General features: G+C 54.9%; 21 protein-coding genes and 1 pseudogene. 5 read left to right on the top strand and 17 right to left on the bottom strand.

What is annotated here, in order from left to right; all coding sequences use genetic code 11:
- Positions 1-115: 115 nt before the first annotated feature.
- The gene (elyC, locus tag AB6V08_RS13660) at positions 116-895 is read left to right on the top strand and encodes an envelope biogenesis factor ElyC (RefSeq protein ID WP_368543398.1); all 780 of its coding nucleotides are present in this window, start codon (positions 116-118) and stop codon (positions 893-895) included.
- Here the strand turns inward: elyC and AB6V08_RS13655 are convergent.
- From AB6V08_RS13655 to AB6V08_RS13595, 13 genes are all read right to left on the bottom strand, one after another.
- Complete coding sequence (locus AB6V08_RS13655) at positions 872-1,765, bottom strand: YcbJ family phosphotransferase (RefSeq protein WP_368543397.1); 894 nt, start codon at positions 1,763-1,765, stop codon at positions 872-874. The two genes, elyC and AB6V08_RS13655, sit on opposite strands and share 24 nt — an antisense overlap.
- A gap of 143 nt (positions 1,766-1,908) precedes the next feature.
- Entirely contained in the window at positions 1,909-2,655 is a 747-nt protein-coding gene (kdsB, locus tag AB6V08_RS13650; protein WP_368543396.1) for a 3-deoxy-manno-octulosonate cytidylyltransferase, read from the bottom strand.
- Positions 2,652-2,834, bottom strand: a complete 183-nt coding sequence (ycaR, locus tag AB6V08_RS13645; RefSeq protein ID WP_334402333.1) for a protein YcaR — start codon at positions 2,832-2,834, stop codon at positions 2,652-2,654. The genes kdsB and ycaR overlap by 4 nt, the downstream gene beginning before the upstream one ends.
- Before the next feature lie 45 nt (positions 2,835-2,879).
- Positions 2,880-4,109: a winged helix-turn-helix domain-containing protein gene (locus tag AB6V08_RS13640; protein WP_368543395.1), complete on the bottom strand. Its 1,230-nt coding sequence runs from the start codon at positions 4,107-4,109 to the stop codon at positions 2,880-2,882.
- Between the two features lie 44 nt (positions 4,110-4,153).
- A complete protein-coding gene (gene lpxK, locus AB6V08_RS13635) occupies positions 4,154-5,131 on the bottom strand; it encodes a tetraacyldisaccharide 4'-kinase (protein WP_368543394.1) in 978 nt (325 codons plus the stop codon).
- Positions 5,128-6,876, bottom strand: coding sequence for a lipid A ABC transporter ATP-binding protein/permease MsbA (gene msbA, locus AB6V08_RS13630; protein ID WP_368543393.1), 1,749 nt, complete (start codon positions 6,874-6,876; stop codon positions 5,128-5,130). Before msbA ends, lpxK begins: the two co-directional genes overlap by 4 nt.
- A gap of 36 nt (positions 6,877-6,912) precedes the next feature.
- Complete coding sequence (locus AB6V08_RS13625; protein WP_368543392.1) at positions 6,913-9,171, bottom strand: ComEC family protein; 2,259 nt, start codon at positions 9,169-9,171, stop codon at positions 6,913-6,915.
- A 210-nt stretch (positions 9,172-9,381) separates the two neighbouring features.
- A complete protein-coding gene (gene ihfB, locus AB6V08_RS13620) occupies positions 9,382-9,669 on the bottom strand; it encodes an integration host factor subunit beta (RefSeq protein WP_003858233.1) in 288 nt (95 codons plus the stop codon).
- 169 nt (positions 9,670-9,838) lie between these two features.
- Complete coding sequence (gene rpsA / locus AB6V08_RS13615) at positions 9,839-11,512, bottom strand: 30S ribosomal protein S1 (protein ID WP_003858235.1); 1,674 nt, start codon at positions 11,510-11,512, stop codon at positions 9,839-9,841.
- A 111-nt stretch (positions 11,513-11,623) separates the two neighbouring features.
- On the bottom strand, positions 11,624-12,307 hold the full coding sequence (gene cmk, locus AB6V08_RS13610) for a (d)CMP kinase (RefSeq protein WP_368543391.1): 684 nt from the start codon (positions 12,305-12,307) through the stop codon (positions 11,624-11,626).
- Positions 12,308-12,493: 186 nt separating this feature from the next.
- The gene (aroA, locus tag AB6V08_RS13605) at positions 12,494-13,777 is read right to left on the bottom strand and encodes a 3-phosphoshikimate 1-carboxyvinyltransferase (RefSeq protein WP_368543390.1); all 1,284 of its coding nucleotides are present in this window, start codon (positions 13,775-13,777) and stop codon (positions 12,494-12,496) included.
- A gap of 69 nt (positions 13,778-13,846) precedes the next feature.
- Positions 13,847-14,935: a 3-phosphoserine/phosphohydroxythreonine transaminase gene (serC, locus tag AB6V08_RS13600; protein WP_368543389.1), complete on the bottom strand. Its 1,089-nt coding sequence runs from the start codon at positions 14,933-14,935 to the stop codon at positions 13,847-13,849.
- Positions 14,936-15,097: 162 nt separating this feature from the next.
- Positions 15,098-15,790, bottom strand: coding sequence for a DUF421 domain-containing protein (locus AB6V08_RS13595; protein WP_368543388.1), 693 nt, complete (start codon positions 15,788-15,790; stop codon positions 15,098-15,100).
- Positions 15,791-15,917: 127 nt separating this feature from the next.
- On the opposite strand from AB6V08_RS13595, the gene ycaO reads away from it, so the two are divergent.
- The 4 genes from ycaO (at position 15,918) to pflA (ending at position 22,238) form a co-directional block, all read left to right on the top strand.
- Positions 15,918-17,678, top strand: a complete 1,761-nt coding sequence (gene ycaO, locus AB6V08_RS13590) for a 30S ribosomal protein S12 methylthiotransferase accessory factor YcaO (RefSeq protein WP_368543387.1) — start codon at positions 15,918-15,920, stop codon at positions 17,676-17,678.
- A 406-nt stretch (positions 17,679-18,084) separates the two neighbouring features.
- Entirely contained in the window at positions 18,085-18,942 is an 858-nt protein-coding gene (focA, locus tag AB6V08_RS13585; protein ID WP_368543386.1) for a formate transporter FocA, read from the top strand.
- A gap of 48 nt (positions 18,943-18,990) precedes the next feature.
- Positions 18,991-21,273, top strand: a complete 2,283-nt coding sequence (pflB, locus tag AB6V08_RS13580; protein ID WP_368543385.1) for a formate C-acetyltransferase — start codon at positions 18,991-18,993, stop codon at positions 21,271-21,273.
- Between the two features lie 224 nt (positions 21,274-21,497).
- Positions 21,498-22,238, top strand: coding sequence for a pyruvate formate lyase 1-activating protein (gene pflA / locus AB6V08_RS13575; protein ID WP_137848949.1), 741 nt, complete (start codon positions 21,498-21,500; stop codon positions 22,236-22,238).
- A gap of 35 nt (positions 22,239-22,273) precedes the next feature.
- On the opposite strand, the gene AB6V08_RS13570 is transcribed toward pflA, so the two are convergent.
- From AB6V08_RS13570 to AB6V08_RS13555, 4 genes and pseudogenes are all read right to left on the bottom strand, one after another.
- Positions 22,274-22,777: an anti-virulence regulator CigR family protein gene (locus AB6V08_RS13570; RefSeq protein WP_368543384.1), complete on the bottom strand. Its 504-nt coding sequence runs from the start codon at positions 22,775-22,777 to the stop codon at positions 22,274-22,276.
- Between the two features lie 123 nt (positions 22,778-22,900).
- Complete coding sequence (locus AB6V08_RS13565) at positions 22,901-24,049, bottom strand: MFS transporter (protein ID WP_368543383.1); 1,149 nt, start codon at positions 24,047-24,049, stop codon at positions 22,901-22,903.
- 274 nt (positions 24,050-24,323) lie between these two features.
- On the bottom strand, positions 24,324-25,187 hold the full coding sequence (locus AB6V08_RS13560) for a dimethyl sulfoxide reductase anchor subunit family protein (RefSeq protein WP_368543382.1): 864 nt from the start codon (positions 25,185-25,187) through the stop codon (positions 24,324-24,326).
- 1 nt (position 25,188) lies between these two features.
- Positions 25,189-25,258, bottom strand: a pseudogene (locus tag AB6V08_RS13555) (dimethyl sulfoxide reductase subunit B); the annotation flags it as partial.

The raw sequence follows: 25,258 nt of genomic DNA, 5'->3' as shown, positions 1-25,258 counted from the left end.
TCCACTCGCTAACAGCAAAACCGCTATTTTGTCACACCCGAGCAGAGAATGAACCTCTCTGGTGTAATATCACAGGCAATCACCTGCTGTATGGTTAAAAAAGGAACCAGAAAGGATGCTTTTTACGCTGAAAAAATATCTCGGAGGGATGCTGCTTCCCCTTCCCCTGCTGCTCATGCTGATCGCGCTGGGCCTGGCGCTGGTCTGGTTTAGCCGCTTTCAGAAAAGTGGTAAATCGCTTATCACGGTGGGCTGGCTGGCGCTGCTGCTGCTGAGCCTGCAGCCGGTGGCTGACGGATTATTGCGCCCTATTGAAAAAACCTATCCGACCTGGAAAGGCGATAGGAAAGTTCAGTACATCGTGGTGCTGGGCGGCGGGTACACCTGGGATCCCGACTGGGCGCCCAGCTCGAACCTAATCAACAACAGCCTGCCGCGGCTCAACGAAGGCATCCGCCTGTGGCTGGCGAATCCCGGCGCGAAACTGATCTTCACGGGCGCGGCGGCCAAAACCAACCCGGTGAGCACCGCGGAGGCGGGAGCCCGGGTGGCGGAGTCGCTGGGCGTGCCGCGCGCGTCGATTGTCACCCTCGACAGCCCGAAAGATACCGAAGAGGAAGCGGCGGCGGTGAAACAGGCGATTGGCGAAGCGCCGTTCCTGCTGGTGACGTCCGCTTCACACCTGCCAAGAGCGATGATTTTCTTTAAGAATCAAGGGCTGCATCCGCTGCCAGCGCCGGCTAACCAGATTGCGATCCACGCTCCGCTCAATCCGTGGGAACGGGCAATCCCGTCCCCGGTCTGGTTGATGCACAGCGATCGCGTGGGGTATGAAACGCTCGGGCGCATCTGGCAGTGGCTGAAAGGCTCGTCAGGCGAGCCAGGGCAGGAGTGATTTGGTTGCGAGATCGAAGTTGGCGCGGTTGAACCGGCCGGTATTCACCAGTTGCGCCACTTCATCCCAAAGCAGATAGAGCCAGCGCCGCCACAGGAATGCTTCCGCAACCGGGGCGCGCTGCAGATAGTGCCAGAGCAGGCCTTCGGCCTGGGCGCTGTCGCTTAATCTGAACAGCTCGTACTCGCGCGGTGCCCAGAGCATGATCCCTGGGCCCACCATCGCCAGCAGCTGATCGCTGCGCGGATCTTTGAGCATACTGCGCAGGGTAAAGTTGCCGTGTATCAGCACGCAGTTATCGTTAAATCCTTCAAACAGCGCGGGCAGGCATTCGCGGGTGCGGAACAAGATGCGCTTGTCCTGCATGGTTAAACCGGTATTGCTGAACTGATTGAGCGTGCCCCACAGCACTTCGACCCGCTGGCGATACCAGAGGGGCCAGAGATTATCCTGGGTGCTGTCGACGGGGCCGACCAGCCCCCCGCTGTCCTGCCGGTGCCAGGCCAGCAGCCCTTCCACAATCTGATCTTTTAGCTGCTCCCAGCGCTCCGGAGTGCGCGCGGGCGCTTCTACCGATACGCCGCGGAGCCGCTCAATCAGCAGCACGTCCGGGCCCGGGTGTTCTTCGTGGGTCATCACGCCGTACACCGTCGGCATTCGCACCGTCCCCTCTCTCGCCAGCATCGATATTTTCCAGGCCAACTGTCGGGCGACGCCGGGTGAGGTGAAGCTACGGGCCATTAACGGCATCGGGTTTCCATTACTGTCATACAACGCCCATAGTGCGGTATCAGCCTTCTCATTCACGCACTCAACCCGGCTTAATGGCTCGCCAAGCAGGTGGCTAAGTTCGGCACGCAGCTGTTCCATCTGAGATTACCCCCATAAAAACCACTGCTTTTATAATGAGCGCGCGGGGGATGGTTGTCACCCGTATGAGATCAATTATGGAAAAGAAAAAGGAATAAAAACCAGACGGTAAAACATCCCCCCGAACGAGGGGATGATGGGAATTAACGCAGTTCAGCGCGAACGCGTTCGAGATCTTCAGGGGTATCAACGCCCGTGCCCGGCACTTCCTGGGCAACCGCAACGTGGATTTTCTCGCCGTACCACAGCACGCGGAGCTGCTCGAGCATTTCGATATGCTCCAGCGGGCTCGGCGCCCAGGTCACATAGCGACGGATAAACCCCGCACGATAGCCGTAGATCCCCAGGTGGCGCAGGAAGGTATCGCCAATGGTTTCTCTGGAGGCGGCAAAGCGGTCGCGATCCCACGGAATGGTCGCGCGGGAGAAATAGAGCGCGTAGCCTTCAGCGTCCATCACAACCTTCACGGCATTCGGGTTAAAGGCTTCTTCCGCATGATGAACAGGCACCGCAAGCGTCGCCATGCCAACCTGACGCTGGGCCAGGTTTTCCGCCACCTGACGAATAATGACCGCCGGGATCATCGGCTCGTCGCCCTGCACGTTTACAATGACGGTATCGTCACTGAAACCGCACTTTTCCACCACCTCAGCGAGACGCTCGGTACCGGACTGATGATCGGCGCGGGTCATGCAAACTTCGCCACCCGCGGCCTCAACGGCGCGCGCAACCTCAGGGTGATCGGTGGCAACGATAACGCGGTCGGCGCCGGACTCGCGCGCGCGATCGAGCACGTGGACGATCATCGGCTTGCCGTTGATATCCACCAGCGGTTTACCCGGCAGGCGGGTTGATGCATAGCGCGCGGGAATAATGACAACAAAACTCATGGTTTGCTCTCTTCTGCCACCAGCGAACGGGCTTCGTTTTCCAGCAGCACCGGAATACCCTCACGCAGCGGGAAAGCCAGACTGTCCAGTTTGCAAATTAGCTCTTGTTTATCCTGGCTGTAGTAGAGTTTGCCGTTGCACACCGGGCAGGCAATAATTTCGAGTAAACGGTGATCCATAGTTCCTCCGTATGGGTAATCGATAAAGCTTAACACATTCCTTTTTCAGGGAGTGCCTGTTTCCCAGCCACTTCGACAGTGCGTAAACAGCCCTTCAGGCGCGCGGCCCAGCGTCACGCAGTTCGCGCCCTGCCAGCGAGCAAAATCGGTTATCGCCGACGTTAACCCTTTCTCCAGGCTTGCCGTTACCTTTGTTCCCTCTTCCAGATAGAGCGCGATGACGTCCAGAATGCCGGTTTTGCGGTGCATCTTTGCGTCCATTCGCCCCACCAGCTGCCCTTTGTGCAGCAGAGGTAAAACAAAATAGCCGTACTGACGTTTTGGCGCCGGGGTGTAGCACTCCAGCCGATAGCTGAAGTTAAACAGCTGCTCGGCACGCTTTCGGTCCCACACGACCGGGTCAAACGGCGAAAGCACGGCGCTGTGCGTCGCCTGAAGCTTTCCGTCCTGAGCCTGAGGCAGCAGCGGGAGCAGGTCGGCGTGGAGCCACATCTCCCCGAGGGTGTCGACCTCAACCGGGATAGCTCGCCGGGCGTGCTGCCAGCGTTCCAGAAGCGGTTTCAGCGCGGGCTGACGTAGGCGATAGTAATCCGCCAGCCACTGCGGACGGAATATTCCCAGGCTGCGGGCGCTGTTCTCCAGCATCATGGCTTCGGCGGCCTCCTGGGTGAGCAGATCGCGCTCGTCGTCCCAGTGGGGCATTACGCGATGCGTCAGGTCGTAGACGCGCTGAAAATTACGCCGCTCCACCACCATCACCTTGCCCGACGTGAACAGCCCCTCAAGGTGGCGCTTGTGCGGTTTCCACTCCCACCAGCCGCTACTTCCCTTCTTTGGATGCTCAAAATCGGCCGAGCGCACCGGGCCATTTTCCTGAATATGGGCGATGAGCTGCTCTATTTCAGCCGCGTGCTCCTGCATCCACTCCTGACGGTATTTCCAGCCCATCTTATCCGGGGAGAGCATGCGGTGGCGCACCAGCGAAAAATCGCTGCGCGGCAGAAAGCAGGCCTCATGCGCCCAGTACTCCATGAGCTCGCCCTGGCTCAGCGCGTTGTCCAGCCACTGGGGCTGATACTCGCCCAGACGGCTGAACAGCACCAGATAAGGGCTGCGCGCCACGATGTTAATGGTGTCGATTTGCAGCAGCGACATGCGCTGCACGGTAGAAAGGATATCGGCTGGCCGCGCGCGACGGCGGGGCTTTTTCAGCAGCCCCTGTGCGGCGAGGTGTAAGTTACGCGCGGCAGAGAGCGAGAGTTGCGGTAAAGACATGCGTTTTCCTGTCAGTCAAAGCGCCATCAGAACCGCATTTGCGATTAATGCACCAACGCAATCAGTTCTTTGAGCAATTTTTCCGGCTGCTCGCCGCTGAGTTCAGCGTCAACCGGCAGATACCACCAGTTTTCTTTCGCAAAGCCACGGCATTTTACCGCGTCTTTTTCCGTCATGATGAGCGTCTGCCCCTCAGTCGTGAAGGCTTCAACCTGTTCGGGCGTGAGCGCCTGATGGTCGGCCAGCGGGATGCACTTCTCAGGGCGGGCACCGCAGTGTTCCAGGGTCGCGAAGAAGCGCGGGGGGTGTCCGATGCCGGCCATCGCCACCAGCGACGGGAGTGCCGCCACGTCCCGACGCTCGCCGGTCAGCAGATTCACCGCCAGACCGGGATGAAGCCGCATAGGGATTTCTCCCGGCTTCGCCACGCCGCCGTTCACAATGACGGCATCCACGGATTTGAGGCGCGAAGCACGTTCGCGCATAGGCCCGGCGGGGAGCCACCAGCCGTTGCCAAAACGGCGAACGCCATCAATGACCACAATCTCTTTGTCGCGTGCCAGCGCGTAGTGCTGCAAACCATCGTCGGTGATGATGATTTGAACCGGATGTTCCGCCAGCAGCGCTTTTACGGCGTCGCTGCGAACGGGAGAAACGGCAACCGGCGCTCCGGTACGCTGGTAAATCAGAACCGGTTCATCGCCGGCTTCGGCCGTGGTGGTCTGGGAATTTAACAGCAGCGGATAGGACGCCGCTTTGCCACCGTAACCGCGTGATACCACGCCCGGACGTATGCCCTGTTTCTGGAGTTGTTCAACCAGCCAGATAACGACCGGCGTTTTACCATTGCCGCCCGCGGTCAGGTTACCCACCACCACCACCGGAACCGGGGCGCGCCAGGCGCGCTTCAGCCCCAGGCGGTAAAGCAAGCGAATCGCCCCGCTCACCAGGCCGTAAAGCCAGGAGAGCGGCAAAAACAGCCGCCACAGCGGGGATTCACCTGACCAGATGCGGGCAATCATTCGCCAAACTGCATCTTATGAAGCTGCGCGTAAACGCCGCGATGGGCCAGCAGATCTGCGTGGCTACCGCGTTCAACGATAAGACCGTCTTCAACCACGACGATTTCATCCGCCTGTTCGATCGTCGACAGACGGTGTGCAATCACCAGTGAAGTACGGTTCTTCTGCAGTTCGTCCAGCGCAGACTGAATCGCACGTTCAGATTCGGTATCCAGCGCAGAGGTCGCTTCGTCGAGGATGAGGATCGGGCTATCGCGCAGCAGCGCACGGGCAATGGCGATACGCTGACGCTGGCCGCCGGAAAGCAGGACGCCGTTTTCACCGATGACCGTATCAAGACCGTTATCCATCTTGTTGATAAAGTCCATCGCATAGGCCATGCGCGCCGCATTTTCGATCTGCTCACGGCTGTACACGTCGTTACGGGCGTAAGCAATGTTGTTCGCCACGGTGTCGTTAAACAGATGGACGTTCTGGGAGACCAGCGCAACCTGGTTACGCAGCGATTGCAGCGTGTACTCACGCAGGTCGTGACCGTCTAACAGGATCTCGCCTTCATCAATGTCGTAGAAACGCGTAATCAGGCTGGCGATTGTTGACTTACCGGAGCCCGAACGCCCCACCAAAGCAACCGTTTTGCCCGCCGGAATGCTCAGGTTGATGTTGCGCAGTGCAGGCGTTTCGCGACCAGGATAGGTAAAGGTCACATCGCGGAACTCAACGTCACCTTTCGCGCGTTCAATCACGCGTTTGCCTTCGTCTTTTTCCTGCTCGGAATCGAGGATACTGAACAGCGTCTGGCAAGCGGCCATGCCGCGCTGGAACTGTGCGTTGACGTTAGTCAGGGATTTCAGCGGACGCATCAGCGCAATCATCGACGAGAAGACCACGGTGATAGTACCGGCAGTCAGGGTTTCCATTACGCTTGGGAAGCTCGCCGCATACAGGACAAATGCCAGCGCCAGGGAAGCGATCAGCTGAATGACCGGGTCAGAGATGGAAGAGGCTGAAACCATTTTCATCCCCTGCAGGCGCATCTTGTTGCTGACTTTATCGAAGCGTTTGGTTTCGACTTCCTGGCCGCCGAAAATCAGCACTTCTTTATGGCCTTTCAGCATCTGCTCAGCGCTGGTCGTCACCTGCCCCATGGTGTTCTGCATGTTTTTGCTGATATTACGAAAACGCTTGGACACCACGCGAATAGCGATGGAGACAATCGGCGCCAGAACAATAAGGATGATCGACAGCTGCCAGCTGTAATAGAACATCATGATAAACAGGCCGATAATCGATGCGCCTTCACGCACCACCGTAATCAGCGCGCTTGAGGACGACGATGCCACCTGCTCTGAGTCGTATGTGATACGCGAAAGCAAGGTGCCCGTAGACTGCTTATCAAAGAATGAAACCGGCATTCCCATCATGTGGCTGAAGAGGCGACGACGCATGGTCATCACCACTTTCCCCGATACCCATGAGATGCAGTAGCTGGAAATATAGCTGGTGATACCGCGTAAGATCATCAGTCCGATAACCACCAGAGGCATCCATAGCAACACTGAGCGATCCGTTTTACCAAAACCGTCATCCAGTAACGGTTTGAGAAGCGATAGCATAAAAGTATCGCTGGCTGCGTTGAGGATTAACGCTACGCCCGCCACGATCAAGCCTGTTTTAAAGGGTGCAATCATCGGCCAGAGTCGGCGGAAGGTTTGCCACGTGGAGAGATCTTTGTCGTTATGCATTCAAAAAACCAGCATTTGGTGAAATAGCCGCATATTCTACCCGTTATCTACGGGCGCGCCAAACCACTGATGATACCAACGTGGTAAATATTGATCGCGTAAGCGCCGGATTTGCCAGCTATGTTGCGAAAAGGTCACAGAGATTTGTCCTGATTGGGGTGTATCTAGCCAAAAATAGCCCTCTTTTCTGTACCGCCTGACAACTTTGCCCGATGGAAATCGCCATGCGTTATAGCGGGCCGCAGAAGCCAGCGCGATTTTCCCCTCAGCCCGTTGTACAAGCGGAAGCGATGAAGATGTGTTACTGCCATGATGCGGTACCTGAATGAGTGTAGACCTAAGATGCCGCCAGCGGTGGCTTACCATCGCCAGTTCGGCCTTCGCTTCGATGTCGCCCGTCAGTAAAACGCTCTGCTCACCGTCATCAATTTTTACTACGCAGGAGCGGTTATTCCCGGTCAACGATTGCTCCGGCGGCGGCCAGTGAACGCTAAACGTTAAGCCTTGCCATTGCCACTGCTGTCCGCGAAAGCAGGGAAGATGCCCTGCCCACCCCAGCGGGCTGCGCACCCGCATTGCAGGCCAACTTTTTTGTAAAGATGCCAGACCTCCCGCATGATCGAGATGCTCATGGCTGAGAATAAGCCCGTCCGGGGTCAGATGATGCCAGCGCAGCCAGGGAATAATAATCTGCTGCGCGCTATCGCCCCCCGTCCATGCCAGCCCGGAATCGTACAACATCGCCCTGCCCTGACGTTCAACCACCATCGCCAGCCCTTGCCCGACATCCAGCATATGCAGCGTCCAGCCATCATCTTTCGTCGCTCTCCAGAGTGGAAACGTCAGTAGCAGACTCCCCGCCATACATACCGCAGGCATTGGATTCCAGACGCGCAAGCGCCAGCCAATAATCGCCAGCCAGGGAAGCAAGGTCAGATATTGCCAACGCTCATCCACATTTTGCCAGCCGTCCGGTAACCGCATCAGCAGCCAGAAAAGCCCCGCCAGAGATTTATCCGCCGCCTGCCAGACGAGGGTTTCCAGCACGCCCGATGGGAATAAGTGCAGCAGCATGCCGAGCAGGATCAGAGGAACCGAAACAAACGTCACCAGCGGAACGGCAAACAGGTTAGCCACCAGCGATGACATGCTGAACCCGTGAAAAATCAGCACCTGTAGCGGCAAAAGCAGCAGAAGCATCCCAACCTGCAAATAAAATAAGTTCACAAACGGGCTGACCCAGCGGTTCAGGCGTGGCAGCGGCAGCCACTGATACCAGAAAATCAGCGCGGCGACGGCAAACGCGGAAAGCGCCAGGCTCTGGGAGAGAACCGCCATAGGATCCGCAATCAGGATCGCCGCCACGCAGCACAGCCATACCTCCCACGGCGACCACCGACGGCCGCTTATCTTTAATGCCGCCAGTACGCCGAGCGAGATTACCGTGCGCAGCGCGGGCGGCTGCAGCCCCGTCAGCCAGGCATAAAAGGCGGCGAAACCCAGGCCTGCAAGGAGCGGCATGCGCCAGTCAATCCTGTGGGCGGGTAGGCAAAGCTGCACCCCTCGCGCCAGTAGCCAGAATATCGAAGCCGCAAGCGCAATGTGCAGGCCCGAAATTGCCATCAGATGCAGGGTGCCGGTTTCACGCATCAGGTTATTTATTTCCTTTGATACCGCCAGACGCTCTCCCATCCCCAAGCCGAGGATCACTACTCCCCACTGATATGGTGCGAGCGTATTTTGCAAGGACGACAGGTAGCGTGAGCGCAGGGTACAGGAGCCATCGATCATTTCCGCGTGGGTAAACCTGCCGGTCAGCGTCTGGTGTCGGGCAAAGGCGTTGCGCTGCGAATCGAATCCTCCGTCATTAAGCTCGCCGTGGACGGCCCTGAGGCGCAGCGTCATTGCCCATCGCTGGCCTGCGCAGGCGGGCTGGGGCAAATAGTTGCCATACAGCGCCACGCCTGTTGATGCGTTCCAGCGCTTGCCATTGAGAGCAACAATCTTTCCCTTATGCGTTGTCGCGCCGTCCGTTTCCGTGATAACGACCTCCGCGCGCTGCGCTCCGGTCGTGAGATGCTGCATCGGCCAGACATATTCCATTGCGTCCAGCACGCCCCAGGAGAAAAAAAGCAGCCATAGCCCCGTAAAGCGCAGCCCACGCAGACGCAGCGTCGAGAAGAATGCACCTGCGGCAGTCATCATCCAGACCACATGAATACCCGGCAGCGCAGGCAACCAGAGCAGCGGAACAATTGCCAGAATGGCGCAGGCACTGACTATCGGTATTCCCATCGCAACCTCCCTGTTTCGGGCAGTATGTCGCCGCACGGGGAGAACGTCAGGCAGAGAATGTGAGATTCACAGCGAGGGCTGAGAGATTTTTAACGGTTTGCAGGAAAGCGAAACCAGAATTGCGGCGCATCTTCAGAAGAGAAGCGATAAAAACAAAAAAAGCACCCGAAGGTGCTTTCTTTTAACCCAGTTTAACCCCGAAGGCTAAACTCAGTTGCCGTAAATATTGGCGCGATCGCGCAGCTCTTTACCCGGCTTAAAGTGCGGAACATATTTACCTTCCAGCTCAACTTTATCGCCTGTCTTCGGGTTACGCCCGGTGCGTGGAGCACGATAGTGCAGAGAGAAACTACCGAAACCGCGGATTTCAATGCGCTCGCCCTGGGCAAGAGTGGTGGCCATATGCTCCAGCATCTCTTTTACTGCATCTTCCACTGCCTTGGCAGGGATGTGCGGTTGCTGACTGGCAAGTCTTTCAATCAATTCTGACTTGGTCATGATTCCTCCGGTTCCTTCAAACCAATTAGCTGAACAGCTCATTAAACAAGGGCGGCCGTAGCCGCCCTTTGTTATTGATTACAGGACGAATCCTGCAATCTGTCAAGTCTGCTCCTCATCCTTCTCGCTGTAAATGCGTTACAGCTCAAATGATGTTGAGAACTTGATATTACTCGCCTTTAGCTGCTTTGAAAGCTTCAGCCATTGCGTTGTTAGAGAAGTTTGCATCTTCCTGTTTGTTAACAGTTGCGATTGCATCTTTCTCATCAGCTTCGTCTTTAGCACGAACAGACAGGCTGATTGCACGGTTCTTACGGTCAACACCGGTGAACTTAGCTTCAACGTCGTCGCCAACGCTCAGAACCAGAGTTGCATCTTCAACGCGGTCACGTGAAGCTTCAGAAGCGCGCAGGTAACCTTCAACGCCGTCAGCCAGCTCTACGGTTGCGCCTTTAGCATCAACTGCAGTCACTTTACCGTTTACGATTGCGCCTTTCTTGTTCAGTGCAACCCAGTTGTTGAACGGATCTTCTGCGAGCTGTTTAACGCCCAGGGAGATACGCTCACGCTCTGCGTCAACCTGCAGAACAACTGCAGCGATTTCGTCGCCTTTTTTGTATTCACGTACTGCTTCTTCGCCTGCAACGTTCCAGGAGATGTCAGACAGGTGAACCAGGCCATCGATGCCGCCGTCCAGGCCGATGAAGATACCGAAGTCAGTGATAGACTTGATTTTACCTTCAACACGGTCGCCCTTGTTGTGGGTTTCCGCGAACTGCTGCCATGGGTTGTTTTTGCACTGTTTCAGGCCCAGGGAGATACGACGACGTTCTTCGTCGATATCCAGAACCATCACTTCCACTACATCACCAACGTTAACAACTTTGGATGGGTGAATGTTTTTGTTGGTCCAGTCCATTTCGGAAACGTGCACCAGGCCTTCAACGCCTTCTTCGATTTCAACGAAGCAGCCGTAGTCGGTCAGGTTGGTAACGCGACCAGTCAGTTTAGTACCTTCTGGGTAACGCTTAGCGATAGCTACCCATGGATCTTCGCCCAGCTGTTTCAGGCCGAGGGATACACGAGTACGTTCGCGGTCGAACTTCAGCACTTTAACAGTGATTTCGTCGCCAACGTTCACGATTTCGCTTGGGTGCTTAACGCGTTTCCACGCCATGTCGGTGATGTGCAGCAGGCCATCAACGCCGCCCAGGTCAACGAATGCGCCGTAGTCAGTGAGGTTCTTAACGATACCTTTGACTTCCATGCCTTCCTGCAGGTTTTCCAGCAGCTGATCGCGTTCTGCGCTGTTTTCGGATTCGATAACGGCACGACGGGATACAACAACGTTGTTACGCTTCTGGTCCAGCTTGATTACTTTGAACTCAAGCTCTTTGCCTTCGAGGTGCAGGGTGTCACGAACTGGACGAACGTCTACCAGTGAACCTGGCAGGAACGCACGAATACCATTCAGCTCAACAGTGAAGCCGCCTTTAACTTTGCCGTTGATAACACCAACCACAGTTTCAGCTTCTTCGTAAGCTTTTTCCAGCGTGATCCAAGCTTCGTGACGTTTAGCTTTCTCACGGGACAGCAGGGTTTCACCGAAGCCGTCTTCTACTGCATCCAGAGCAACGTCAACTTCGTCACCAACCTGGATTTCCAGCTCGCCCTGGGCGTTTTTGAACTGCTCTGCCGGGATGGCGGACTCAGATTTCAGACCGGCGTCAACCAGTACTACGTCTTTGTCGATAGCAACAACAACACCACGAACGATGGAACCCGGACGGGTTTCGATTTCTTTTAAGGATTCTTCAAACAGTTGAGCAAAAGATTCAGTCATGTTTAATCTTCAGGTTAATATTAACGTCCACCTGGCTCCGTGCCGGATGGGGTTGTTTCACATACCCGCCGTCAATCCATTGCAGCGGGGGTACTGCTAAATCTGTCGCGATTACGCGAGTGCCAATTTTTGGCGCGCATATTGTAGCGCTTTTTCAATCACTTGCTCAATAGTTAAACTGGTGGAATCCAGAACTAAAGCATCTTCTGCCGGAACAAGTGGGGCGACGGCGCGGTTGCGATCGCGGTCGTCACGCTCTTTTATCTCGGATAAAAGGCGATCAAAGTTAACACTAAAGCCCTTTTCCTGCAACTGAAGCATACGGCGATGGGCGCGTTCTTCAGAGGACGCATCAAGGAAAATTTTAACAGGTGCGTCAGGGAATACCACTGTACCCATATCGCGGCCGTCGGCAATCAGGCCTGGCGCTTCACGGAAACCGCGCTGGCGACGCAACAGCGCCTCGCGAACGCGCGGGAAAGCAGCAACCTGGGACGCCGCGTTGGCCACATCCTGAGTGCGGATTTCGCCGCTCACATCTTCCCCTTCCAGAATCACCTCAAGGTTGCCATCGGTGGAGACAAAGCGTACATCCAGATGTGCAGCCAGCGGTACCAGCGCCTCTTCAGAGGTCACATCCACGTGGTGATGCAGTGCGGCCAGAGCCAGCACGCGATAGATTGCTCCCGAGTCTAAAAGATGCCATTGCAATGCTTCCGCCATCGCTTTGCACAGAGTACCTTTCCCTGCGCCACTTGGCCCATCAATGGTGATTACCGGGGCAACTGCCGTCATCTTTTTCTCCTTAATAAAGGCATACCGTTAACATGAACGCCGCGCATTATACGCGCCAACGTGCGCAACTGTTACCTTTGCGTGCAAATTACGGAATTAATGAAGCTGAGTGTAGAAGAAATCAGGGAGGATGAACGTCAGGAAGCGTAAGGAAATGCCGCATCCGAAGATGCGGCAGGCGTTCTGTCAGGCAAGCGTGCTGATGCGCGCCAGCTGCTCAAAATAGTCCGGGAAGGTTTTCGCGGTGCATTTCGGATCGAGGATCGTCACCGGCGTATCCGACAGCGCCACCAGCGAGAAACACATCGCCATGCGGTGATCGTTGTAGGTGCCAATTTCCGCGAACTGCAGTTTAGCCGGAGGCGTCACGCGAATGTAATCTTCGCCCTCCTCCACTTCGGCACCAACTTTACGCAGCTCGGTAGCCATCGCAAACAGGCGGTCAGTCTCTTTCACGCGCCAGTTGTAAATATTACGCAGGGTTGTCGTGCCCTTCGCGAACAGCGCCGCCGTGGCAATGGTCATTGCCGCGTCAGGGATATGGTTCATGTCCATATCGATGGCGTTCAGCTCGCCGCGCGTACAGGAGATGAAATCATCTCCCCAGGTCACAACCGCGCCCATTTTCTCCAGTACGTCGGCAAAGCGGATATCGCCCTGCACGCTGTTACGGCCAATGCCGGTCACTTTCACCGTGCCGCCCTTAATTGCGCCGGCGGCCAGGAAGTAAGACGCGGAAGAGGCATCGCCTTCGACGAGATAGTTGCCCGGCGACTGATACTGCTGCCCGCCGCGCACGACAAAGCGCTGGTAGGACTGGTTTTCAACGCCCACACCGAAGGTTTTCATCAGGTGCAGCGTGATATCGATGTACGGTTTGGACACCAGCTCACCTTTGATGGTGATAACCGTGTCCTGCGGCGCCAGAGGCGCAGTCATCAGCAGCGCCGTCAAGAACTGGCTTGATACGCTGCCGTCAACCTCAACGGCACCGCCGGTGAAGCCTCCGCGCAGGCGCAGCGGCGGGTAGTTTTCCTGCTCCAGATAATCAATCTGCGCGCCGCCCTGACGAAGGGCATCCACCAGATGACCAATCGGACGCTCTTTCATGCGCGGCTCGCCGGTCAGAACGATGTTGTTGCTGCCAAGGCACAGCGCCGCCGCCAGCGGGCGCATCGCCGTTCCGGCATTGCCGAGGAACAGCTCGAGCGATTCAGTAGCGCGCAGCGCGCCGCCATTTCCGGTCACTTCGCAGCGGGTACGATCGTCAGACAGCGTATAACGGACTCCCAACGCGTTAAGTGCATTGAGCATATGGCGAATATCATCGCTGTCTAACAGGTTTGTCAGAACAGTGGTGCCATTAGCCAGAGCTGCCAGCAGCAGCGCGCGGTTCGAGACACTTTTTGAACCAGGCAGATTGATGGTGCCATCTACCCGCGCGATAGGTTGTAACGTCAGGGATTCCATGAAACTTAACTCTCAACTCAACATAATAAAAACCCCGCAGCATAGCTGCGGGGGTGAAAAACAGCGCGATTAACCGTGACGACGTTCGAAATCGATCATGAAATCGGTCAGTGCCTTAACGCCTTCCAGCGGCATGGCGTTATAAATAGACGCGCGCATCCCGCCAACCACGCGGTGGCCTTTCAGGGCGCGCAGGCCCGCGGCGAACGACTCTTCCAGGAACACTTTATCCAGATTGCTGTCAGCGAGCTGGAACGGCACGTTCATGCGGGAACGGTTGGTTTTCGCCACGTCGTTACGATAGAAATCGCTCTTGTCGATAACGCCGTACAGCAGCTCAGCTTTTTGCTGATTAACCTTGTCCATCTGCGCCACGCCGCCGTTTTGCTTCAGCCACTTGAAGACCAGGCCGGAGAGATACCAGGCAAACGTCGGCGGGGTGTTAAACATGGAGTCGTTATCGTTCAGCACGGTGTAATCCAGAATCGACGGGCAGGATTTATGGGCTTTACCCAGCAAATCTTCACGCACGATAACGATAGTCAGACCGGCCGGGCCGATATTTTTCTGCGCGCCTGCGTAGATAACGCCGTAGCGGCTCACGTCCAAAGGCGCGGACAGAATAGTAGAGGAGAAGTCGGCGGCAACGATCACGTCTTTGCCGAAATTCGGCGTTTCGTCGATGGCGATGCCGTCGATGGTTTCGTTCGGGCAGTAGTGCAGATACGCGGCATTATCGGAAAGCTGCCATTCGCTCATCGGCTTCACGGCACGCAGGCCGTCAACCGTGACTTTGGCATCGATAACGTTTGGCGTGCAGTATTTATGCGCTTCTTTCACCGCGCTTGCGGCCCAGTAGCCGGCATCAACGTAGTCAGCGGTGGTTTTGTCGCCCAGGATATTCAGGGGCACGCCAGCAAATTGACCGCGCCCGCCGCCGTGGCAGAACAATACTTTGTAGTTCGAGGGGATATTTAGCAGATCGCGAAAATCCTTTTCTGCTTCTTCCGCCACCTGAATAAACTCTTTACCACGGTGGCTGACTTCCATTACCGACGTACCCAGACCGTTCCAGTCGCAAAGTTCCTGTTGAGCCTGTTTGAGTACATCCGCCGGTAACATTGCCGGACCTGAACTGAAATTAAAGACTTGAGCCATTTCCCCTCACCACGCTAAAAGCAATAAGTTATAACTGTGGATATCGGTTTTATCATTCAGTGACACGCGCCGCAATGTCTAAAACTTATGACCGGCTAAATGTGTTCCCCGTCACACAATACAATCTGCCATCTCGCTGTCGCAAAACCGACAAAACCGCTGTCAGGTAATGCGTTTAGCCGTGCTCACCCTCGTCCATTCTGGATTCGCGCAGCGCGGGCATAATCGGTGATCCCCCGCCTGCATGGGAATGACGTGACTGCACCTAACGCAGGCGTACTCTCCCGCGTCGGGAACGGTCGTAAAGCGCTCCAGGAAACTGTCCGGCAGAATGCACAGGCCCGGCTTAACGTCATCATCGTGATAGTAATAGACGCTGATCTGCCCGTTGGTTTCCATAATGGCCAGACGCACCTGCCCCAGCTGTTCCACGTTGTTCAGGCGTAGCTCCATAAAGAACTCAAATTCGGTCATATTGGCGCTTTGTACCTTCTCCCACGCCAGCTGTCCGTCTTCGACAATCACAACCGGTTTGCCTTCAAGGAGATCCTCCAGCTTTTCGCTTTTCGACATCAGCCACATCACCAGCCGATACATCAGGGCCAGCGTGACGAACACCACGAAGACCGGCACCATCGGTACGTCGTCATAAAAGGCCACGTCTCCCGCCGCCGACCCCAGCGTCAGGATGATCAGCACTTCAAAAAGGGACATCTGCCGAACGCCGCGGCGCCCGGTGATTTTAAGAAACAGAAAAACCAGTACGAAGGTATAAAGGCTGCGCAGGGCAACTTCGCCTAAAAATTCCGGTGGGACCTTATCGAACGCCATCCGGTGAAGATCGAACGCTTTCATTTTTCTATGCCTTAACAGTAGGTTACTGCCTCTAAGCATAGCCCAACCTTTTATTTTCGCCGAAGATAGCACCCGTCACGCAAAACCCGTATCATTGCGCGCTTTACGTACGATAAAAGTGAACGCCATGACTCAAACGTTTATCCCCGGCAAAGACGCCGCTCTGGAAGATTCCATCGCTCGCTTCCAGCAGAAACTGACCGACCTCGGCTTTAATATTGAAGAGGCCTCCTGGCTGAATCCGGTGCCTCACGTCTGGTCCGTGCATATTCGCGACAAAGACTGCGCGCTGTGCTTTACCAACGGTAAAGGTGCAACCAAAAAGGCGGCGCTGGCCTCTGCGCTGGGTGAGTATTTTGAGCGTCTGTCGACCAACTATTTCTTCGCCGACTTCTGGCTGGGCGATACCATCGCCAACGGCCCATTCGTGCATTATCCGAATGAAAAATGGTTCCCGCTGCCCGAAGACGACGAACTGCCGGAAGGCATCCTTGATGCGCGCCTGCGCGCGTTTTACGATGCCGATAACGAGCTGACCGCCAGTATGCTTATCGACCTGCAGTCCGGTAACGAAGAGCGCGGTATCTGCGCCCTGCCGTTTACCCGCCAGTCGGATGAGCAGACCGTATACATCCCAATGAACATCGTGGGTAACCTGTACGTGTCTAACGGTATGTCTGCCGGTAACACCCGCAACGAAGCGCGCGTTCAGGGTCTGTCCGAAGTATTCGAACGTCACATTAAAAACCGCATTATCGCCGAATCCATCAGCCTGCCTGAGATCCCGGCCGACGTGCTGGCTCGCTATCCTGGCGTGGTGGAATCCATCGCTAAGCTGGAAGCCGAAGGTTTCCCAATCTTCGCCTACGATGGCTCTCTGGGCGGCAAGTACCCGGTTATCTGCGTGGTGCTGTTCAACCCGGCGAACGGGACCTGCTTCGCTTCATTTGGCGCACACCCTGACTTTGGCGTGGCGCTGGAGCGTACCGTCACCGAACTGCTGCAGGGCCGCGGCCTGAAAGATCTCGACGTCTTCACCCCACCAACCTTCGACGACGAAGAAGTGGCTGAACACGCGAACCTGGAAACGCACTTCATCGATTCCAGCGGTTTGATCTCCTGGGACATGTTCAAGCAGGACGCTGACTATCCGTTCGTGGACTGGAGCTTCGCCGGGACGACCGAAGAAGAGTTCGCCACGCTGATGGCCATCTTCAAAGCAGAAGATAAAGAAGTCTATATCGCCGATTACGAGCACCTGAGCGTCTATGCCTGCCGTATTCTGGTTCCGGGAATGTCTGATATTTACCCGGCAGAAGATCTGTGGCTGGCGAATAACAGCATGGGCGCACATCTGCGTGACACCCTGCTTTCACTGCCCGGCAGCGAGTGGGAAAAAGAAGATTACCTGAATCTGATTGCCCAGCTCGACGACGAAGGCCACGACGATTTCACCCGCGTGCGTGAGCTCCTGGGTCTGGCGACCGGGAAAGACAACGGCTGGTACACCCTGCGTATCGGTGAGCTGAAAGCGATGCTGGCCCTGGCGGGTGGCGATCTGGATCAGGCGCTGGCCTGGACTGAATGGACGATGGAATTTAACCAGTCGGTCTTCAGTGCAGAACGCGCTAACTACTATCGCTGCCTGCAAACCCTGCTTTTACTGGCGCAGGAAGAAGATCGTCAGCCGCTGCAATACCTGAACGCCTTTGTACGCATGTACGGCGCAGAAGCGGTAGAAGCAGCCAGCGCGGCGCTGAGCGGCGAGGCGCCATTCTACGGCCTGCAGGCTGTAGACAGCGATCTTAAAGCCTTCCCGGCACATCAGTCGCTGCTGAAAGCCTATGAGAAATTGCAGAAAGCCAAAGCCGCCTATTGGTCAAAATAAGCGCATATAACATGACAAACTGTAGGCGCTTCTAATCGCCTGAGCTATATTACGGGGCAATTTCATTGCCCCGTTTTTTTATTTCTGCGGTAATGATTTTTAAATGTAATAATAAAGTTAATTACGGGTAAATATTATTCTACTTACCTGCGCTTGACTGTTACTAATTATGGTAAATACTCCATTTTAATTAACTGTTTTAAGGGAGAGCGATCGAAAATATTCAACTCTTTTCATAACTTTTAAAATTTATTTTTACACGGATAATCAAATACTTACTCCGCTTTTGCTGTAAAACCATACGCATTGCGGGCCTATAAGCCAGGCGAGATATGATCTATATCAATTTCTCTTCTATAATGCTTTGTTAGTATCTCGTCGCCGACTTAATAAAGAGAGAGTTAGTGTGAAAGCTGACAACCCTTTTGATCTATTACTCCCAGCTGCGATGGCCAAAGTTGCCGAAGAAGCGGGTGTCTATAAAGCAACGAAGCACCCGATGAAAACCTTCTATCTGGCGATCACCGCGGGCGTGTTCATCTCGATTGCTTTTGTCTTCTACATCACTGCCACAACGGGTACAGCGGCAATGCCATTCGGCATCGCGAAACTGATTGGCGGTATCTGCTTCTCACTGGGTCTGATTCTTTGCGTGATATGCGGCGCTGACCTCTTCACCTCAACGGTGCTGATTGTTGTCGCAAAAGCCAGCGGAAGAATTACCTGGGGCCAACTGGCACGAAACTGGTTAAACGTCTACGTTGGTAACCTGATTGGCTGTCTGCTCTTTGTTTTGTTGATGTGGTTATCTGGCGAGTATATGACCGCCAACGGCGCCTGGGGGCTTAACGTCCTGCAAACCGCTGACCACAAAATGCACCACACATTTATCGAAGCTGTTGCTCTCGGCATCCTCGCAAACCTGATGGTCTGCCTGGCGGTCTGGATGAGCTACTCTGGTCGTAGCCTGATGGACAAAGCCATGATTATGGTTCTGCCGGTTGCGATGTTTGTTGCCAGCGGCTTTGAGCACAGTATCGCAAACATGTTTATGATCCCTATGGGTATTGTAATTCGCGATTTTGCGAGCCCGGAGTTCTGGACCGCAGTTGGTTCCACCCCGGAAAGTTTCTCTCACCTGACTATTATGAATTTCATTACTGATAACCTGATCCCCGTCACTATCGGGAACATTATCGGTGGGGGTCTGTTAGTTGGGTTGACATACTGGGTCATTTATCTGCGTGGCGGCGATCGTCATTGATTACCACAGGCAGAAAATAAAAAATCCACTTAAGAAGGTAGGTGTTACATGTCCGAGCTTAATGAAAAGTTAGCCACAGCCTGGGAAGGTTTTACCAAAGGTGACTGGCAGAATGAAGTAAACGTCCGTGACTTCATTCAGAAAAACTATACCCCGTATGAAGGTGACGAATCCTTCCTGGCTGGCGCAACTGACGCAACCACCAAGCTGTGGGACAGCGTAATGGAAGGCGTTAAACTGGAAAACCGCACTCACGCGCCAGTTGATTTTGACACCTCCGTTGCATCCACCATCACTTCTCACGATGCTGGCTACATCAACAAAGCCCTTGAGAAAATCGTTGGTCTGCAAACTGAAGCGCCACTGAAACGTGCGATTATCCCGTTCGGTGGTATCAAAATGGTTGAAGGTTCCTGCAAAGCGTACAACCGCGAGCTGGACCCAATGCTGAAAAAAATCTTCACCGAATACCGTAAGACCCACAACCAGGGCGTATTCGATGTTTACACCAAAGACATTCTGAACTGCCGTAAGTCTGGCGTTCTGACTGGTCTGCCAGATGCGTATGGCCGTGGCCGTATCATCGGTGACTACCGTCGCGTTGCGCTGTACGGTATCGACTTCCTGATGAAAGACAAATACGCACAGTTCGTTTCCCTGCAGTCTGACCTGGAAAACGGCGTAAACCTGGAAGCCACTATCCGTCTGCGTGAAGAGATCGCTGAACAGCACCGTGCGCTGGGTCAGATCAAAGAGATGGCTGCTAAATACGGCTGCGATATCTCTGGTCCTGCTACCAACGCTCAGGAAGCTATCCAGTGGACTTACTTCGGCTACCTGGCCGCGGTTAAATCTCAGAACGGCGCAGCAATGTCCTTCGGTCGCGTATCCACCTTCCTGGATGCTTACATCGAACGCGACATCAAAGCAGGCAAAATCACTGAACAAGACGCTCAGGAAATGATTGACCACCTGGTCATGAAACTGCGTATGGTTCGCTTCCTGCGTACCCCTGAATATGATGAACTGTTCTCTGGTGACCCAATCTGGGCAACCGAATCTATCGGTGGTATGGGCGTTGATGGCCGTACTCTGGTTACCAAAAACAGCTTCCGCTTCCTGAACACCCTGTACACCATGGGTCCTTCTCCGGAGCCGAACATCACCGTTCTGTGGTCTGAAAAACTGCCTCTGAACTTCAAGAAATTCGCCGCTAAAGTGTCTATCGATACCTCTTCTCTGCAGTACGAGAACGATGACCTGATGCGTCCTGACTTCAACAACGATGACTACGCTATCGCTTGCTGCGTAAGCCCAATGGTTGTTGGTAAACAAATGCAGTTCTTCGGTGCGCGTGCAAACCTGGCGAAAACCATGCTGTACGCAATCAACGGCGGCGTTGATGAAAAACTGAAAATGCAGGTTGGTCCTAAATCTGAACCGATCAAGGGCGATGTTCTGAACTTCGACGAAGTAATGGACCGCATGGATCACTTCATGGACTGGCTGGCTAAGCAGTACGTGACTGCGCTGAACGTTATCCACTACATGCACGACAAGTACAGCTACGAAGCCTCTCTGATGGCGCTGCACGACCGTGACGTTGTTCGCACCATGGCGTGTGGTATCGCAGGTCTGTCCGTTGCTGCTGACTCCCTGTCTGCAATCAAATATGCGAAAGTTAAACCAATTCGTGACGAAGACGGTCTGGCTATCGACTTCGAAATCGAAGGCGAATACCCGCAGTTTGGTAACAACGACGCTCGCGTTGATGACATGGCGGTTGACCTGGTAGAACGTTTCATGAAGAAAATTCAGAAACTGACTACTTACCGTAACGCTATCCCGACCCAGTCTGTTCTGACCATCACCTCTAACGTTGTGTATGGTAAGAAAACCGGTAACACCCCAGACGGTCGTCGTGCTGGCGCGCCATTCGGCCCAGGTGCTAACCCAATGCACGGTCGTGACCAGAAAGGTGCTGTTGCCTCTCTGACCTCCGTTGCTAAACTGCCGTTTGCTTACGCTAAAGATGGTATCTCTTACACCTTCTCTATCGTTCCAAATGCGCTGGGTAAAGACGACGAAGTGCGTAAAACTAACCTCGCGGGTCTGATGGATGGTTACTTCCACCACGAAGCGTCCATCGAAGGTGGTCAGCACCTGAACGTGAACGTAATGAACCGTGAAATGCTGCTCGACGCGATGGAACATCCTGAGAAATATCCTCAGCTGACCATCCGTGTATCTGGCTACGCAGTACGTTTTAACTCCCTGACTAAAGAACAGCAGCAGGACGTTATCACCCGTACTTTCACTCAGTCCATGTAATTGGATTTGACTGAAATCACGCGTTAAACAGCGTACAATAAAGGCTCCACGCAAGTGGGGCCTTTTTAGCACCCCCTCCCCCACAGTCTCTTTTGTCCGCTATCTATACTTAATGGATAACAGCCAAAACAGACTAAGAGCCTATCCCATTAGGCGTAACACAGCCGGCTTTGAGCTGTGCATACACAGGCCCCGGACGGGCCGATGCTGGAGATATCACCGCAATGTCAATTATTGGTCGTATTCACTCCTTTGAATCCTGTGGCACCGTTGATGGCCCAGGGATCCGTTTTATTACCTTCTTCCAGGGCTGCCTGATGCGCTGCCTGTATTGCCATAACCGCGACACATGGGATACGCACGGCGGCAAAGAGGTAACCGTTGAAGATTTAATGAAAGAAGTGGTGACCTATCGCCACTTTATGAACGCGTCCGGCGGCGGCGTGACCGCGTCCGGCGGTGAAGCCATTCTTCAGGCGGAGTTTGTGCGCGACTGGTTCCGCGCCTGCCGCAAAGAAGGCATTCACACCTGCCTCGATACCAACGGCTTTGTTCGTCGTTACGATCCGGTCATTGATGAGCTGCTTGAAGTAACCGACCTGGTGATGCTCGATCTCAAACAGATGAACGACGAAATCCACCAGAATCTGGTCGGTGTGTCCAACCACCGCACGCTGGAGTTTGCCAAATACATCTCCGGTAAAGGCATTAAAACCTGGATCCGCTACGTTGTTGTCCCTGGCTGGTCAGATGACGACGATTCCGCGCACCGTCTGGGTGAATTTACCCGCGATATGGGCAACGTTGAAAAAATTGAGCTGCTGCCCTATCACGAGCTGGGTAAACACAAATGGGTGGCGATGGGCGAAGAATATAAGCTCGATGGCGTTAAGCCGCCGAAGAAAGAGACAATGGAACGCGTCAAAGGCATTCTTGAGCAGTACGGACACAAAGTCATGTACTAATAAAAAAGCCCGGCGAGTCCGGGCTTTTTTTATATCTATTTAAAGACGCCGTTAATAATAGTGGTCACGATAGCCGTGCTTAATGCAATTAAGACTAAATTATCGCCAACCACTCGCCATTCATAGCCAGGATACGACGGAAGTTGGCCCAGCATTTTCGCGGGAACGGTTTTCTTCGCAATGCCCGGAGGCAGCGGTTTGCCGCGCGCCAGGTTCTTCGCGATGCCCGGCGGCAAGGAATCATAGCCCGTTAAGCCGTAGTTTAACGCCAGGTGGCGGGCACGATCGAAACTTACGCGCGCATCAACATCATCGCTTACGCTTTTCCGGGATTTCCCCGCATCCTCGTGATTGCCGTTTTGCTTATTACCGTGATTACCGGCGTTCCCGTTGCCGTGGTTGCCGCTATTACCCTGTCCGCCACCGTTACCATTTCCGTGACCGTTTCCATTACCTGGATTCGCCATCGCCGGTGCAGCTGCGAACGTTAAGGACAACACTACCGCCAGTGCTGTAGTGGTAAAACGACGAGTAGACATAGTTGCTGCCTTTTAGTGATAGAACTCGATCGAATTATCGTCCGGCGCAGTAAACACACAATACGTAAAACTCTGAGTTGTGACAGAGACAAAAAAGCCCGTCATCGACGGGCTTTTATTTCATCAGGCGTGCGCTACCGGGGTTGGATGTTCACCCGCTTTACGCAGCAGCATAAGCAGGTAAATAAACGACACGCTGGCAATCATGATAAACAGCAGGTTGTCGGAATAATTCTGCATCAGCATGGCGGTAAAAGTTGGCCCCAGCAGGCTGCCGATGGTGTAGCTCAGCAGCAGCGCCTGGTTCATCGCCACCAGCTGATGGTGTTCCACTTTCTCACAGGCCCAGGCCATCGCCACCGGATAGAGCGTGAAGCCCGCCGCGCCGAGGATAAACAGCGCAGGCGCCATCGCCGCGTTGCTGAGCATCGCCAGGCAGCCCATGATCACCACAAACACCTGCACGCGCAGCACCAACAGACGGCCAAAGCGATCCGCCAGGCGACCAATCGGCCATTGACCGACAATCCCGGCGCTGACCATGACCGCCATCCAGAAACCAATCCCGGAATCGCTGACGCCCTGATGGTTCAAATAGAGCGGCATCAGACCATAAAGCGACCCCAGCACAATCCCGGAGATAATGCAGCCGTTCACACCAAGACGCGCCTGGCGCAGTCTCAGCATCGGCCAGACGTGCGCGGCTTCCTGATGTTCGCTCTGCTGGTTGACGATACGGGTAAACAGCAGCGGCAAAATCGCGGCCAGCACCATTCCCGTCACCCACGGCAGGACGCTCATCAAATCGGTTGGCAGTTTACTGACCATCAGCTGGCCGAGCACGGTGCCCACGTAGTAAACCATCATATAGGCCGCCAGCAGGCGACCGCGGTTGCGGGATGTGCCGCTGCACATCAGCGCGCTTTCCACCACCACCCAGATCATCGCGCACCCCACGCCCGCGATGAAGCGCCACAGCATCCAGCTCCAGAAGCCCACCATCAGGCCAAGCCCGGCGCAGCCGGCAGCAAAAATCAGCGATGCCAGATAATAGCTGCGGTTAAAGCCAAAGCGCTTAATCAAACTCCCCGTCACCAGCGTCCCCAGCAGGTTGCCGGTAAAAAAGGACGAGCTGACCATACCCACCTGCCAGGTAGGTAAGTTTTCATGGGCGAGCCACAGGGGAACCAGCGTATTTAACACTGCGATCGCCAGGGTCAACAAAAGCAGGCCACAGAGCAACAGAAGCACTGGCCGGGTATAGGTGGTCATGGATTAAAAACCGTGAGGAAGTTCAGATTTCGTGCGCATCATGCCACTGGCAAAAACAAAGTCAATCCACCCATTCAGAGGGCGCGCACGATATGTCTCCTGTCGATTTAAAAAACTAATCCTGCTAATGCAACGCCTGCTATCGATAATAATTATCTGTTTGTTTTTGTTTATTTAAGGGGAAAATTAAAGCCAGACGACAGTTGAAAAATTTCATGATGAGAAAAAGAAAAGCCGGGCGCTAAGTCCCGGCTTTATATAACTAAAAATAACCTTAGCTGGCGATGGCCATACCTACCGTCATATGCAGACCGTAGAACACGCCGCGGCCAATCAGTTCACCTGCCAGCACCAGCACAAAAGCCAGCGACAGCAGCGGCAGTGCGGGCTGATACCCTTTGAGCTGAGGCGCAATCCAGCACACCAGCGCCGCGGCCAACAGCACGACGCGCCAGGCCATCAGCGAGCCGTAATCCGGCACCAGCGCAGACGCCTGCTGAATGGAGCTGTGGATAGTCGCCAGCTCAGCACCCTGCATCAGGGCAACAACGGCACTGACCACCAGCGCCAGCAGGGAAACCGCTGGCAGCAGGCGCATCGCCCAGCCGTCGACGCCCGCCACGCGCAGCAGCAGGAAGCCCAGCAGCGGCCCGCCGATGAACATGGTGAGGAAGAAGCTCATTGGCGTCCAGACGCTGTACCAGGTCGGCACGGTGTCGATGGTGTTGTACACGCGAACCATCATCCAAACGAATACCACGCCCAGCACCATAGTGACGATCAGCCACAGGGTACGCAGCCCTGAAGGCAGCTTTTTCAGCGCTGCCAGCAGCCAGCCAATCCCGCCAACGGCAAAGAAGATCGCCCCGCTGGCGATTTCGTTACTCAGCGAGGATGCCCCCACGCGGTTCAGCGAGTTGAACGCGCGCATCGGTGAACCCAGGTGTAGCGTAGAGGCGATGAAACCGATCCCCATCAGCACCCACAGGCCAAACATGCTCAGCACCAGACGCTGCTGCTGCTCTGCGTTCAGGTTCCCTTTTAACAGCGCCAGGGCGAGCACGATAAACCCACCCGCCACGCACTGCCCGAAGACCGTGAAGATCATCAGCGGCCATTCATGCCATCCACTTCCCATCTCACACCTCCTTCGGGTTTGCCAGATAGCCGGTGGTGTCACCCGTCGGACGGCTGTTGGCGTTAGGTTTA

Source organism: Enterobacter soli (assembly GCF_964208575.1).
GTDB classification, from domain to species: Bacteria; Pseudomonadota; Gammaproteobacteria; order Enterobacterales; family Enterobacteriaceae; genus Enterobacter; species Enterobacter soli_A.
This window is presented reverse-complemented; position numbering and strand designations above follow the sequence as displayed.